The organism is Halomonas sp. FeN2 (assembly GCF_020595105.1).
In the GTDB taxonomy this organism is placed as follows: domain Bacteria; phylum Pseudomonadota; class Gammaproteobacteria; order Pseudomonadales; family Halomonadaceae; genus Vreelandella; species Vreelandella neptunia.
Genome location: NZ_CP074200.1, coordinates 3301794 through 3317289, shown reverse-complemented (window position 1 = coordinate 3317289; position 15496 = coordinate 3301794). Strand labels below are relative to the sequence as shown.

The following is a 15496-nucleotide window of genomic DNA, read 5'->3' as shown; positions in this document are numbered from 1 at the left end:
GTCTTTCGACAGAGCCGTTTAAAGTAGCGCCCACGGTGGGGCTCACGGCGCCCTCGCGGAAACCTGTACTGGTATCGCTATCAACTGGATTCAGATGGCGCTTGCCGCCAGGTAGGCGCACCTCTAGAATGTCGCTCAAACTTTTAGCTTATAAAAAACGGCTGATTTATAACCATTCACGATTGACCATGGCTGGGAGTTACCCGGCCCTGCAAGAGGGATAGCAAGATGACGTTTGTCGTTACCGAGAACTGCATCCAGTGCAAATACACCGACTGTGTGGAAGTCTGCCCGGTCGACTGTTTCTACGAGGGCCCGAACTTCCTGGTCATTCATCCTGACGAGTGTATCGACTGCGCGCTGTGTGAGCCCGAGTGCCCCGCCGAGGCGATATTCTCCGAGGATGAGCTGCCGGATGGGCAGGAGGCCTTTATCGAGATTAACGCTGAGATGGCCGAAGTATGGCCGAACATAGCCGAGCGAAAAGATCCGCTGCCAGACGCCGAAGAGTGGGATGGCAAGCCCGGGAAGCTTGAGAAATTAGAGCGCTAAACGCTGCGACGATTTAAAATCAGCACATCGCTCTTTTTAAAGGCTCTCTTTAAAAACCACCTTTAAAACCAACGCTTGTTGTTAAAAACTGCGTTGGTTTTTTTGTGGCATCGAAAGTACCGCGTCAAAGATGTGCCGCCAAATTACGGACAAAAAAAGGCGGCCCGTAGGCCGCCCGCTCCAAGCACTTCCTCTGACCACTCCCTGGATCAACCTCCTCAGATGACTTCCTTGCCGGGGCTTACCTCACTGTATCACCCGGCGCATCTGCCTACATCCCGCTGCATCCTGACTGAAGCGTCCTTGCCTCCCCTTGTCCTGTGTATATTGTGGCATATCACAGCGGCTTCTCAACAAAGCCAAAATGCAAAAAGGCGAGTCTAGGCGACTCGCCAATTTTCAAAAAGTACTTTAAAAACAATAAATTAAATTTAAATTAGTGGTAAATTAGGCTATTTCTTACCCCAAACCGAGCGAATCTCGTCGGCATTTGTAAGATATCTCTTACAAAATTTTGAGACATCTCTTACAAGCGCCTCTAAAAATTCGCTCGATATCGACGTTTTACTGCCCTTTGATGGCTTTCAAACCGGGGTAGGTCACATCACCCAGCTCCGCTTCAATCACCAACAGACGGTTGTACTTGGCAACCCGGTCAGAGCGGCACAGTGAGCCCGTTTTGATCTGACCGGCACAGGTGCCCACTGCCAAATCCGCAATGGTGGTGTCTTCGGTTTCACCGGAGCGGTGAGAAATAACCGCCGTGAAGCCTGCATCCTGAGCCATCTTGATCGCATCCAACGTCTCGGAGAGCGAGCCGATCTGGTTGAACTTGATCAGGATAGAGTTACCGATCTGCTCATCAATACCACGCTTGAGAATCTTGGTATTGGTGACGAATAGATCATCACCCACCAGCTGCACTTTATCGCCCAGCTTGTCGGTTAGCGCTTTCCAACCTGCCCAATCGGATTCATCCATGCCGTCTTCGATAGAGACGATCGGGTAATCGGCGCACAGGCCTGCCAGGTAATCAGTAAAGCCTTGGGCGTCGTAGCTTTTGCCTTCACCGGAAAGGTTGTATTGACCGTCTTTGTAGAATTCGGAAGACGCGCAGTCCAGCGCTAGCGTTACGTCTTTACCCAGCTCGTAGCCTGCATCGGCAACGGCCTGTTTAATCACCGCTAGCGCATCAGCGTTGGACGCCAGGTTAGGTGCAAAACCACCCTCGTCACCGACGGAGGTAGAGAGCCCTTTGGCCGAGAGCACTTTCTTCAGCGCGTGGAAAATTTCCGCGCCCATGCGCAGCCCTTCGCGGAAGTTAGGGGCGCCCACTGGCTGCACCATAAATTCCTGGATATCGACGTTGTTATCCGCGTGCTCGCCGCCGTTGATGATGTTCATCATTGGTACCGGCATGCTGTACTGGCCAGGTTGGCCGTAGAGCTCGGCAATATGGGCGTAGAGCGGTACACCTTTGGCGTTAGCAGCTGCTTTAGCCGCCGCCAGGGAAACGGCTAGAATGGCATTCGCACCCAGGTTCGCCTTGTTCTCAGTGCCGTCCAGCGCCAGCATGGCATCGTCCAGGCCACGCTGATCACGCGCGTCCATACCCAGCAGCGCATCACGAATTTTGCCATTGACCGCATCGACTGCTTTCAGCACGCCCTTGCCCAGGTAGCGCGACTTATCGCCGTCGCGCAGCTCTAACGCTTCCCGGGAGCCAGTTGAGGCACCGCTGGGAGCACAGGCTTCACCGACAGCACCGCTAGCTAGACGGACGTGCGCTTGCACGGTCGGGTTACCACGGGAATCCAGCACTTCCAACGCACTGATAGCAACAATTTTGGTCATGGCAGTATCCTTTCCTGTTAGTCAGATAAAATTATTAATATAACGCCCTAGCGAATCGTTAGCGGCTCAAACCCTTTAACCAGCGCATCTAACTGCACAAGTTGAGTCAAGAACGGCTCTAATTGATCCAACGGCAGCGCACAGGGCCCATCGCATTTGGCGTTGTCTGGGTCAGGGTGGGCTTCCAAAAACAGCCCTGCAAGGCCGACAGCCACACCTGCTCGGGCCAATTCGGCCACCTGTGCCCTACGACCGTCAGCACTGTCGGCACGCCCACCGGGGCGCTGCAGCGCATGGGTCACATCGAAAACTACCGGATAGCCGGTTTGCTTCATATCACCAAAGCCCAGCATATCAACAATCAGGTTGTTGTAACCAAAGCTTGAGCCGCGCTCGCAGAGCATCAGCCGGTCGTTACCGGCTTCCTGGAACTTGCTGAGGATATGGCGCATTTCATGGGGCGCCAAAAACTGCGGCTTTTTGATATTGATGACCGCACCGGTTTTGGCCATGGCGACCACCAAATCGGTTTGGCGAGCCAAAAAGGCCGGCAGTTGGATAATGTCAGCCACTTCAGCGGCTGCTTGCGCCTGCCAGGGCTCGTGCACGTCGGTGATGACCGGCACGTTGTGGCGAGCTTTGATATCGGCCAGGATCTGCAACCCTTTCTCGATACCCGGGCCGCGGTAGGAGTGAATCGAACTGCGATTGGCTTTATCGAAGCTGGCCTTGAACACGTAGGGCATACCCAGCTTCTGGGTCACCGTGACGTAAGCTTGGGCAACTTCGTCGGCAAGCTCGGCAGACTCCAGCACGTTCATGCCACCCAGCAGCATTAGCGGCAATGAATTGCCGGCAGTTAAGCCGGCAACATTAATATGACGCTCTTGCGATCCATCTTGAGAAGCCATGCTTTTGCCCTCTTATTCCTGCGCATTCGCATGGGCACGACTACGCGCTGTTTTGTGATCCAGGGCGGCGTTAACAAAGCCCGAGAACAGTGGGTGTCCATCACGGGGCGTCGACGTGAACTCTGGATGGAACTGACAGGCCACGTACCAGGGGTGATCCGCCAACTCGACCATTTCCACCAGCGACTGATCAACGCTCTTACCCGAGATAACCAGCCCGGCTTTTTCAAGTTCATCGATAAACTGATTATTGACCTCGAAGCGGTGACGATGACGCTCAACAATCTCGTCGGAACCATAGGCTTCGCGCGCTTTAGAACCCGACGCCAAATGACATACCTGGCCACCTAAGCGCATAGTGCCGCCCAGATCGGACGCCGCATCGCGCAGTTCGATTTTGCCTTCCGGGCTTAGCCATTCGGTGATCAAACCGACTACCGGGTGCTGGGTGTCGTGGGTGAACTCAGTAGAGTTGGCGTCGTTCCAGCCTGCCACATTACGGGCAAACTCAATCACCGCTACCTGCATACCCAGGCAAATCCCCAGATACGGTACGCTGTTTTCCCGGGCGAATTGAGCGGTCATAATTTTGCCCTCTACGCCGCGTTCGCCAAAGCCGCCGGGCACCAGAATGGCGTCTTTACCTGCCAGGCGCTCAGTGCCATGACGCTCGATATCTTCGGAATCGATATAGTCGACGTTGACCTTGATACGACCCTGGATACCGGCGTGAATCAGCGCTTCGTTGAGCGACTTGTAAGCATCCAGCAGTTCCATGTACTTACCGACCATGGCGATGCTGACGGATTTGAGCGGGTTGAGCTTGGCATCCAGCACCTTCACCCATTCAGATAAATCGGCTTCAGGCGCTTCAAGGCGCAGCTTATCGCAAACGATCTCGTCTAAGCCGTGTTCGTGGAGCATCAACGGAATGCGATAAATCGTATCGGCATCCTGCAGCGGCACCACGGCACGCTCTTCGACGTTGGTGAACAGGGCGATTTTGCGGCGCTCGCTCTCTTCCAGCTCCACTTCGCTGCGGCAAATCAGAATATCCGGCTGGATACCGATAGAGCGCAGCTCTTTAACGCTGTGCTGGGTCGGTTTGGTTTTGGTCTCACCTGCCGTTTTGATGTAGGGCACCAGGGTCAGGTGCATAAACAGCGCGCGGTTGGCACCCTGCTCACTACGGATTTGGCGGATCGACTCCAGGAAGGGCAGCGATTCGATATCACCGACCGTTCCTCCAATCTCTACCAGCGCCACATCAAAACCTTCACCGCCCGCGTAAACGCGCTGTTTAATCTCATCGGTGATATGCGGAATGACCTGAACGGTGCCACCAAGATAGTCGCCACGGCGCTCTTTACGCAGTACGTGCTCGTAAACACGGCCGGTCGTAAAGTTGTTGCGCTGGGTCATTTTGGTGCGAATAAAGCGCTCGTAATGCCCGAGATCAAGATCGGTTTCGGCGCCATCTTCTGTGACGAACACCTCACCGTGCTGGAAGGGGCTCATGGTGCCCGGATCCACGTTGATGTACGGGTCGAGCTTGAGCATGGTGACCTTAAGGCCGCGGGCCTCTAAAATCGCCGCAAGCGAGGCGGAGGCGATGCCCTTGCCAAGAGAGGACACAACGCCGCCGGTCACGAAGATATATCGTGTCATGGATAACCTGTCGAAACGTGATCAGAAGGCACGGCAGAAAGCCACGCCAGGATGGGTCGACAGACTAGCAGATTACGACCTAAGGCTCAATTTGAACTACTCTTCGATTGGCTCGCCTGTATAAAAGGTCAATCGCGAGCTAAAGCTCCCTCCCACAATAGTTCCGAGCCTGATGAGAGTAAGGAGTGCTTGCAGCCCTTGTGGGAGCTTCAGTTCGAATCCTGATGGGACTCAGGTGGTGCTTGTTGCCCTTGTGGGAGGGAGCTTCAGCGTGGTTCGACATTTCGGCGAAGGGTGCCGCAGGCACCCCATTGCTCCGATTTACACTCCCAGGTAATCCAGAATACCTTCGGCTGCCTGGCGGCCTTCGTAAATCGCTGTGACCACCAAATCAGAGCCGCGCACCATATCGCCACCGGCAAAGATTTTTTCGTTGCTGGTTTGGAACGCGTACTGGCCGTGCTCCGGCGCGGTGACGCGATCTCGCTCGTCGACCTGAATATTGGCGCTATCGAACCACGGTGCCGGGCTTGCCTGGAAGCCGAAAGCGATAACCACAGCATCCGCCGCAATGATCTCTTCAGAGCCCGGTACCACTTCAGGACGCTGACGGCCGTTTTCATCCGGCTCACCCAAGCGTGTGCGCACAACTTTCACGCCTTCGACCTTCTCTTCACCGACGACCGCCACCGGCTGACGGTTGAACAGAAACTCAACGCCCTCTTCACGAGCATTGGAGACTTCACGGCGCGACCCCGGCATGTTGCCTTCGTCACGACGGTACGCACAGGTCACGCTGGTGGCGTTCTGGCGGATGGAAGTACGGTTACAGTCCATCGCCGTGTCACCGCCGCCCAGCACTACCACGCGCTTACCTTCCATAGAGATATAGTCGTCGGGGTCTTTTTCAAAGCCCAGGCAGCGGTTGACGTTGGCAATCAGAAAATCGAGGGCTTTGTAAACGCCCGGCAGATCTTCACCAGGGAATCCGCCTTCCATGTATTTATAAGTCCCCATACCCAGGAACACGGCGTCGTACTCCTGCATCAAGGTCTCAAACTCGATATCGGTACCAATCTCGGTATTCAGGCGGAACTCGACGCCCATCTCTTCAAAGACCGCGCGGCGGCGCTCCATCACGCTCTTTTCCAGCTTGAACTCGGGAATACCAAAGGTCAGCAGGCCACCGATTTCCGGGTACTTGTCGAACACCACCGGCTTAACGCCGTTACGGGCCAGAATATCCGCACAGCCCAGGCCCGCAGGGCCTGCGCCAATGATGGCGACTTTTTTATCTGTCCAGGTAACGTGGGACATGTCCGGGCGCCAGCCCATGGCGAACGCCGTATCGGTGATGTACTTCTCCACCGAACCGATAGTCACCGCGCCGAAACCATCATTCAGCGTGCAGTCGCCTTCGCACAGGCGATCCTGCGGGCACACGCGACCACACACTTCGGGCAGCGAGTTGGTTTTGTGCGACAGCTCAGCGGCCTCAATGATGTTGCCTTCCACCACCAGCTGTAGCCAGTTGGGAATATAGTTGTGCACCGGGCACTTCCACTCGCAGTACGGGTTACCGCAGTGCAGGCAGCGATGCGCCTGACTGGCCGCATCGGTGGGTTTGAACGGTTCGTAAATTTCCGCAAACTCTTTGGCACGGGCGCGGGCGTCTTTCTTTTCCGGGTCTTTACGACCCACATCAACAAACTGAAAATCGTTATTTAAACGGTTAGCCATGATCTCTCTCCTGTCAGCGTGAGGGGCATAAGCGGGTTATTCCGGCTGACGCCGAGACTGATCCAGCAAACTACCCAAGCTGGCCGCTTTTGGCTTAACCAGCCAGAAGTGGCGCGCATAGTCGCTGAAGTCTTCCAAAATAGCCGCCCCACGCGCGGAACCCGTCGCGGCCACATAGGCTTCGATCATTTCACGCAGGTGACGACGATACGCCTCCATTGCCTCCGTGTTAACGCGGTGGATCTCGACCAGCTCATGGTTGTACTTGTCCACGAAGGTGCGCTCTTCATCCAACACATAGGCAAACCCACCGGTCATGCCCGCGCCGAAGTTGACTCCGGTCTCTCCCAGCACACAGACCAAGCCGCCGGTCATATATTCGCAGCAGTGGTCGCCTGCGCCTTCAATCACCGCTGAAGCGCCCGAGTTACGTACCGCAAAGCGCTCACCCGCAGTACCGGCGGCGAACAGCGTCCCGCCGGTGGCACCGTACAGACAGGTGTTGCCGATAATGGCCGTTTTATGGCTCTCGAACTGACTCACTTTGGGCGGCACAATCACGATACTGCCGCCGTTCATGCCCTTGCCGACGTAGTCGTTGGCGTCGCCTTCCAGGAAAAGATTCAGACCCCGAGCATTCCATACCCCGAAGCTCTGCCCCGCCACGCCGACGAAATTAGCCGTGAGCGGCGCCGCTTCCAGCCCCTCTTCACCGTAGCGTTTGGCAATGGCACCCGAGGTGAGTGCGCCCACGCTGCGGTCACAGTTGGTGATGGTGAAATCAAACTCACCGCCCGACTGGCTTTCGATAGCGTCTTTCAGCGCCGCCAGCACTTCTTTGTTTTTAGCGCCCGGGTCGTGAGGCACATTACGGCTGACCTTGCAGAACTGCGGCGCATCTTTAGGTACAAAGTCATTAGCCAGCAGCGGCGTTAGATCGAGCTTGCGCTGGGAAGCGGTATTGCCTTCCAGCACTTCCAGCAGATCGGTACGCCCGATCAGGTCGGTGAGTTTGCGCACACCCAGCGCCGCCATCAGCTCACGCACTTCTTCGGCGATAAAACGGAAGTAGTTTTTGACCATGTCCACCGTACCGCGGAAGTGCTCGCCGCGCAGGAAGTCGTCCTGAGTGGCGACACCGGTGGCACAGTTGTTGAGGTGACAGATACGCAGGTACTTACAGCCCAATGCCACCATGGGCGCGGTGCCGAAGCCGAAGCTTTCAGCGCCCAGAATAGCCGCTTTCACTACATCCAGGCCGGTTTTCAGACCGCCGTCGGTCTGCAGGCGAATTTTGTCGCGCAGGCCGTTGATACGCAGCGCCTGGTGCACTTCCGGCAGCCCCAACTCCCAGGGCGAACCGGCGTGCTTGATCGAGGTCAGCGGGCTCGCCGCGGTGCCGCCATCGTAGCCAGAGACGGTAATCAGATCCGCGTAGGCCTTGGCCACACCAGTAGCGATCGTGCCGATCCCCGGCTCAGAGACCAGCTTCACCGACACCTGGGCATCCGGATTGACCTGTTTAAGGTCAAAAATCAGCTGAGCCAAATCCTCGATAGAGTAAATATCGTGGTGCGGCGGCGGTGAAATCAGCGTCACACCGGGTACCGCGTAGCGCAGCCGGGCAATCAGCTGGTTTACCTTACCGCCGGGCAACTGACCGCCTTCGCCGGGTTTAGCACCCTGGGCGACCTTGATCTGCAGCACTTCCGCATTGACCAAGTACGCCGGGGTGACGCCAAAGCGGCCGGAGGCAATCTGCTTGATTTTCGAGCTACGGATAGTGCCGTAGCGCGACGGGTCTTCGCCGCCTTCACCAGAGTTTGAGCGGCCGCCAGCTTCGTTCATGGCCTGGGCCAGCGCTTCGTGGGCTTCTGGCGATAGCGCGCCCAAGGACATACCGGCGCTATCAAAGCGCGGCAGCAGATCTTCAACCGGCTCTACTTCATCCAGCGCAATCGGTGTCTCAGCAGGCTTGAGCTTGAGCAAGTCACGAATGGTGGCCACCGGACGCTCGTTCACCAGCTGGGCAAACTTCTTCCACTTGGTATAGCTGCCTTCCTGAACCGCCGCCTGCAGCGACATCACTACATCGGGGTTGTAGGCGTGGTACTCGTGGCCGTGAACATACTTGAACATGCCGCCCTGGGAGATGCCTTTACGGGGAATCCAGGCATCTTTAGCCAGCAGCGCCTGCTGCATCTGAAGCTCGGCAAAACCGGCGCCCTGAATGCGCGAAGCCATACCGACAAAGCACAGATCCATCACTTCATCTGCCAAGCCCACGGCTTCAAACAGCATCGACCCGCGATAAGAAGCCAGCGTCGAGATACCCATTTTAGACAGGATCTTGAACAGGCCTTTCTGCAGGCCTTTACGGTAGTTCTCACGACCGTCCGCCGGGTTACCGGTCAGTTCGCCTGTGCGGTGCATATCCGCCATGACCTGATAGGCGAGCCACGGATAAACCGCCGTGGCGCCCACGCCAAACAGCACGGCCATTTGGTGTGCATCACGAGCGTAGCCGGTTTCCACCACAATGTTGGCGTTGGGGCGAAGCGCCAACCGGCCCAAGTGAGAGTGCACGGCGCCCACGGCCAGGGCGGCCTGAATGGGAATCAGCCCTTTCGTCAGTTCAGCATCAGTGAGCACCAGAATGACTTTACCGGCGCGCACCTGAGCTTCGGCTTCTTCACACAGCGCTTTTAGCGCTTGATGCAGACTCTGCTGCTCAGGGTCGTATCCCAACGACAGCGTATAGCTGGCAAACGCCGGATCGTCCTGGCTAACCAGGGCGGTAAATTTGCGTGGCGACAGTACCGGCGTGGTCAAGATCAAGCGGTGGGCGTGCTCAGGCGTCGCTTTAAAGACGTTAAGCTCGGCGCCACAGCAGGTTTCCAGCGACATAACGATCGCTTCACGCAGCGGGTCAATGGGCGGGTTAGTGACCTGGGCAAACTTCTGACGGAAGAAGTCCGTCAGCAGGCGCGGACGGCTTGAAAGCACCGCCATGGGCGTATCATCGCCCATGGAGCCAACGGCTTCCTGGCCGCTTTCCGCCAGCGGACGCAGCACCTGGTCACGCTCTTCGAAGCTAACCTGGAACAATTTCTGCTGCACGTTGAGCGAATCGGTATCCATGGTTTGGAAACGCGCCAGCTCGGTCAGTGCCGACTCTAAATAGTTCGCCTCCTGCTTCAACCAACGCTTATAGGGATAAGCAGACTTCAGCCGTTCATCTATATCGGTGGTGTGCAGCACTTCGCCGGTTTCGGTATCCACGGCGAGCATTTGGCCAGGACCTACACGGCCTTTGGCGACTACGTCTTCCGGCTTATAGCCGTAGGTGCCGATTTCAGAGGCAAGGGTAATGTAGCCATTCTTGGTAATTACCCAGCGTGCCGGGCGTAGGCCGTTACGGTCGAGCATACACACCGCTTGACGGCCGTCGGTCATCACCACGCCCGCGGGGCCATCCCACGGTTCCATATGCATGGAGTTATATTCGTAGAAGGCGCGTAGCTCGGCGTCCATGGTTTCGACGTTCTGCCAGGCGGGCGGCACCATCATGCGTACCGCGCGGTGCAGCTCCATACCGCCGGTCAGCAGCACTTCCAGCATGTTGTCCATACTGGAGGAGTCGGAGCCAGTGGTATTGACGATTTCATCCAGCTCAGCGATGTCCGGCAGGCGGTCGTTAACGAAATTGGCTTTACGCGAGTTCGCCCAGCCGCGGTTGGCTTCAATGGTGTTGATCTCACCGTTGTGGGCCAAAAGGCGGAACGGCTGCGCCAACGGCCAGCGCGGCGCGGTATTGGTCGAGAAGCGCTGGTGGAACACGCAAATAGCGGTTTCCAGGCGCGGGTCATTCAAGTCCTGATAAAACGCCGGCAGGTCTTCCGGCATCACCAGACCTTTATAAGAGACCACTTCTGACGACAGTGAGGCGACGTAGAAGTCTTCTTCATCGCGCAGCGCCTGCTCGGCGCGGCGGCGGGCCATAAACAGGTCAACATCGAAGTGTTCGCCCTGACCTGGCTGCACAAACAGTTGGCGAATACGCGGCAGGCAGTCCAGCGCCATGGGGCCGCACACGCTGGAATCGGTGGGCACATCACGCCAGCCAACCACGTTCAGCCCACGTGCTTCCAGCTCACCCGTCAGGATATCGCGGGCATGCACTTCACGGGCATCATCGTTGGGTAGAAACACCACACCCACAGCAAAGCGTTCGCCAAGCTCAGCATCAAACGCCTCTTTGGCCAGCGCCTGCATAAACGGGGTGGGCATTTTCAACAGCAGACCGCAGCCATCGCCGGTTTTGCCGTCGGCAGCGATACCACCCCGGTGGGTCATGCAGGTCAGGGATTCAATGGCAGTTTTCAGCAAATCGTGGCTAGCCTGGCCTTCCATATGGGCAATCAGGCCAAAACCACAGTTATCGCGAAACTCGCCAGGCTGGTGAAGACCTCTATTCATGGGCGTGCCTCTACTAGTCAGCGTATTTTTTTAGCAGCGTGCTTATGGTATAAAGGACGGTTTCGCTTTTTTTATAGTGCTTATAACCTGCCCAGAATGGGGTACTTCCCACGTTCGCTGCCGCAACAAAATGGCCGGTCAGCATAGCGATTGCTAACCACTTTGCGCAATCTCTTGGCGCCCACATCGTTAGAGAAACTCTTTTCAAATCCTGTATTTGCACCCTCACCCAAGGAAAAAATATATATACTTCAACCACTTGTAGCATGGTAAAACGCTATTTTAACGCTTTTTATTTTCCATTGAACTTTAGTCTAAATGGCGCCCGCAAACCCATGCCGATAGCGCATAAGGCATACGGATTATATAGAACAGTGTTCGACAAATGGGCTCACGATGTAGCCGAGCGAATAAAAAAACCGCCCAATGAAACCACTCAACGTAAGAAGCGGTTTCTTGGACGGTATCGCTGACTAGGTTTTGCTGACGGGGTTTGCAATAACCGAGCCTGATGAAGAGATTTTTGAAAGGATTAGGTTGCCACTCAGCAGCGCGGATAATCGTTAAGCAACGTGCGAAGAACACTAACGGGCGTTGCATCGCTGACGCAGGCATCACCCAGGGCGGTAAGCAGCACTAGGCGCAGCCGAGTACCGGTATTTTTTTTATCCAGCCGCATGCGGGTTAAAAAGTCATCGCTGGTCATATTCGCAGGTGCCGCTAGCGGCAGCTCGGCGCTCTCGATCACCGCCAGGCTACGTGCTAGCGCTGCATCGGTGAGCCAGCCCAAGCGCCGGGAAAGCGTTGCCGCCATGGCCATGCCAGCACCCACGGCTTCGCCGTGTAGCCAGTTGCCGTAACCCTGGTGGGCTTCAATGGCATGGCCAAAAGTGTGCCCCAGGTTAAGCAGCGCACGCACGCCCTGCTCGGTCTCATCTTCGGTGACAATGTCAGCTTTGATTTGGCAACTGCGCGCAATGGCTTCTGCGACGACTTCAGGCTCCACGTTGAGCAGTGCCGCCATGTTGGCTTCCAGCCAGCTTAGAAACGCTTCGTCGCGGATCAAGCCGTACTTTATGACCTCGGCCAGCCCGGCGGAGAGCTCGCGACGGGGCAGGCTCTTCAGCGTATCAATATCCACCAGCACGGCTTTGGGCTGCCAGAAGGCACCAATCATGTTTTTACCCAGCGGATGGTTAACGCCGGTCTTGCCCCCCACCGACGAATCCACCTGGGAAAGCAGCGTGGTGGGTACTTGGATAAACGCCACGCCGCGCTGATAGGAAGCAGCAGCGTAGCCGACCATATCGCCAATCACCCCGCCGCCTAAGGCGATCAGGGTGCAGCGGCGGTTAAATCCGGCCTCTAGCAGCGCATCCCAAATACGGCTGACCTGCTCGATGGTTTTATACTGCTCGCCATCCGGTAGCACGACGGTGCGCACTTCCAGATGATCCGGCAGGCTGGCGCAGAGCTTTTTCAGGTAGAGCGGTGCGATGGTTTCGTTGGTCACCACCATCACCTGCTGGCCGGCCAGATAAGGCGTCAGCATTTCGGCACGCCCCATTAGCGCGGTGCCAATATGAATCGGGTAGCTGCGCTCGTCTAAAGCAACATGAAGGGTGCGTTGCGCGCTGGCAGTCGAGGTCATTGCGATACCTTATGGTTAAACGTTCCAGCCGATGACGATGAGGGCTCAAGTGGATCCACCAGGCGATGCACCCGGCGCAGAATTTCATTGACCACCGCTCGCGGGCTACGCCGGTCGGTACGCACGGCAATATCCGAGGTGGCGCGATAGAGCGGGTCGCGTTGGGCAAACATATCGTTAAGCACCTGCTCGCGGTTGGCACACTGCAATAGCGGCCGGTTGCGATCTTTCGCTGTCCGTTTGAGCTGTTGGTCGACGGTGGTCAGCAGATACACCACAGTGCCACGCTCGCGCAGTGCGCGGCGATTCTCTTCACGGAGTACCGCACCGCCGCCAGTGGCGACGACGACCGGTGAGAGCCGGGTTAATTCATCAATCATATGAATTTCCCGCAGGCGAAAGCCCTGCTCGCCCTCGACATCAAAAATCCACGGGATATCTGCCCCGCAGCGGTCTTGGATGGCGTGGTCACTGTCGTAAAACGGGCGCGCAAGCTCAGCCGCCAATAGGCGACCAATAGTGCTTTTGCCAGCCCCCATGGGGCCTATGAGAAATAAATTGGGTAAATCCTGCATCAGCGAACCGTTAAGCCATCGTCTAGGAGTCGTGGAGTAATAAAGACTAACAACTCTACCTTTTCATTGCTCTCTTCGGTATAGCGAAACAGTCTACCGAGCAAAGGAATATCACCCAAAAGCGGTGTTTTGGCGATTTGGCGCAGCTCTTCGGTGGTCAAAATTCCGCCTAAAACCACCGTTTGGCCGTTATCTACCAACACCTGGGTCTCAATCTGGTTGGTATCAATCGGCGGTTCACCGCCAAACTCCGATTCACGGAAGCTGTCATTTTTGATCACCAGATCCATAATAATGCGGTTATCCGGGGTAATCTGCGGGGTGACTTCCAACGAAAGTTCGGCCTCTTTGAACTCGGTATCCGGATTGTCGTTGCCATCCACACTCTGGAAGGCGCGCTCTTCACCCTGGCTAATTTTGGCGGTACGTTGATTGGCGGTAATAATTCTAGGCTGAGAAATAGTCTGGCTTTTACCTTCGCTTTCCAGTGCGCGCAGCTCTAAATCCAACAGGATATCGCCGGATAAATAGCCAAAGCTAAAGCCGGTGCCCGGCCCTGTGGCAGCGCCTAAATCCACCGCTAAGCCGCCCTGCGCCCGGTTGATGCCATCGGGGTTGATATCACGTCGGTTGAAGGTGCCGTCTTCCCCCTCCTGAAAGCCGCGAGTACTCGACATACCCCAGTTAATCCCCAGCTCACGGGAAGCAGTGTCCCTCGCAATGACAATGCGTGCCTCAATCTGTACCTGCCGAACGGCAACATCCAGACGGTCAATGGTACGGGCAATATCGCGCACTTGATCAGCGGTATCTTGCACCAGCAACGTATTAGTCCGGTTATCAATGCTGACGCGCCCCCGCTCGGTGAGCAGACCAAAACCGTCACCGTCGCCCCCGCGCAGCAACTGAGCTAAATCTTCAGCCCGCGCATATTTGATCTCGATAAACTCGGTGACCAGGGGCGAGAGCGTCTCACGCTGGTTGCGCGCCTCTAACTCCTGGCGCTCCAACTCGGCCAGCTCACTAGCGGGCGCCACCACAATCACATTGCCCTGCTCTCGACTCGATAGCCCCTGGCTTTGCAGAATCAGCTCAAGCGCCTGATCCCAGGGCACATCATTTAAATTGAGCGTTACACGCCCCGTTACGCTGTCGCTGGCGACTAAATTTAGCCCGGTAAATTCAGCCAGCGTCGCTAGCACCGAGCGTACTTCGATATCCTGAAAATTAAGACTCAGCCGCTCGCCGGTGAAGCGCTCTCCGGTTGCCTGAGAGGGTTGCGCCTCTTGACTGGCGGGCTGCACTTCTACGGTCAGGGTGCGCCCACTTTGCGAGGAGATCATCGCATAAGCGCCCTGGGTAGCGATTGCTAGCTGGGTGGCATCCTGGCTGGCACGGGGCGTAATCCGTGTGATGGGGGTGGCGAAATCGGTGACATCGTAGACTTGGTTAAGCGAGTCTGGAATCGCCACATCGCGCAGATCCACCATCACTTGATCGGGGCCGCCTTCTCGCACGTTCGCCTCGACGCCTTCGCGATCAAAGGTCACTATCAACCGTCCGGCGCCGTCTTCACCACGACGAAAGTCAATATTCTCAATCTGCGGCCCTTCATCGGTTTCAAGTCCCGCTGAAGCGATGCTGGGAGAAGGGCTAAGCGAGCGATTGGCGCCTGAAGCAAAGGTAATACGTAGACGATCACCCAGCACGCTGGATGTGAAGGTCTGCGATTCGCGCAGATTGACCACCAAACGCGTGCGGCCACTGCCCTCCAGAGCGGTAATTTGCTCGATACCGAGGTTGTTAACATTAATGCGCCGATTGGATAGTCCACTTTGGGTTGCTGCCAAATCCAGCGTCACTCGAGGTGGGGAGTCCAATCGGTAGCTGCGTAACTCAGGCACGCCACCGGTGAAACGCAGGTCAAGGTGAGCACCACCGTTCTCGGCGGGCTGAACGCCAATATCTGTCAGCACCGAGGCAGCCGCCATTGAGGGCAACAGTGAGCATAGTGCGGCCATGGCCATGTAGAAAGTGATTCGCCAAGCTGTAACTGCCATGAGCTA

At 56.5% G+C, this 15496-nt stretch carries 9 protein-coding genes; 1 reads left to right on the top strand and 8 read right to left on the bottom strand.

Translation table 11 applies throughout. The features are described 5' to 3' along the window. Positions 1–228 precede the first annotated feature (228 nt). Entirely contained in the window at positions 229–552 is a 324-nt protein-coding gene (fdxA, locus tag KF947_RS15335; protein WP_007111508.1) for a ferredoxin FdxA, read from the top strand. A gap of 564 nt (positions 553–1116) precedes the next feature. On the opposite strand, the gene eno is transcribed toward fdxA, so the two are convergent. The 8 genes from eno to pilQ form a co-directional block, all read right to left on the bottom strand. Beyond that, positions 1117–2406: a phosphopyruvate hydratase gene (gene eno / locus KF947_RS15330; protein WP_227404354.1), complete on the bottom strand. Its 1290-nt coding sequence runs from the start codon at positions 2404–2406 to the stop codon at positions 1117–1119. Between the two features lie 47 nt (positions 2407–2453). Then, the gene (gene kdsA / locus KF947_RS15325) at positions 2454–3317 is read right to left on the bottom strand and encodes a 3-deoxy-8-phosphooctulonate synthase (protein ID WP_133730787.1); all 864 of its coding nucleotides are present in this window, start codon (positions 3315–3317) and stop codon (positions 2454–2456) included. Between the two features lie 12 nt (positions 3318–3329). Continuing rightward, positions 3330–4985 carry a CTP synthase gene (locus KF947_RS15320; RefSeq protein WP_133730788.1) on the bottom strand — a complete coding sequence of 552 codons (1656 nt, stop codon included), beginning with the start codon at positions 4983–4985 and terminating at the stop codon, positions 3330–3332. 321 nt (positions 4986–5306) lie between these two features. Beyond that, the gene (locus tag KF947_RS15315; RefSeq protein WP_133730789.1) at positions 5307–6725 is read right to left on the bottom strand and encodes an FAD-dependent oxidoreductase; all 1419 of its coding nucleotides are present in this window, start codon (positions 6723–6725) and stop codon (positions 5307–5309) included. Between the two features lie 36 nt (positions 6726–6761). Further along, positions 6762–11204 carry a glutamate synthase large subunit gene (gene gltB, locus KF947_RS15310; RefSeq protein WP_227404353.1) on the bottom strand — a complete coding sequence of 1481 codons (4443 nt, stop codon included), beginning with the start codon at positions 11202–11204 and terminating at the stop codon, positions 6762–6764. Between the two features lie 544 nt (positions 11205–11748). Continuing rightward, the gene (gene aroB / locus KF947_RS15305) at positions 11749–12855 is read right to left on the bottom strand and encodes a 3-dehydroquinate synthase (RefSeq protein WP_227404352.1); all 1107 of its coding nucleotides are present in this window, start codon (positions 12853–12855) and stop codon (positions 11749–11751) included. After that, positions 12852–13430, bottom strand: coding sequence for a shikimate kinase AroK (gene aroK, locus KF947_RS15300; protein ID WP_133730792.1), 579 nt, complete (start codon positions 13428–13430; stop codon positions 12852–12854). The genes aroB and aroK overlap by 4 nt, the downstream gene beginning before the upstream one ends. Beyond that, on the bottom strand, positions 13430–15490 hold the full coding sequence (gene pilQ, locus KF947_RS15295; protein ID WP_227404351.1) for a type IV pilus secretin PilQ: 2061 nt from the start codon (positions 15488–15490) through the stop codon (positions 13430–13432). The genes aroK and pilQ overlap by 1 nt, the downstream gene beginning before the upstream one ends. Positions 15491–15496 lie beyond the last annotated feature (6 nt).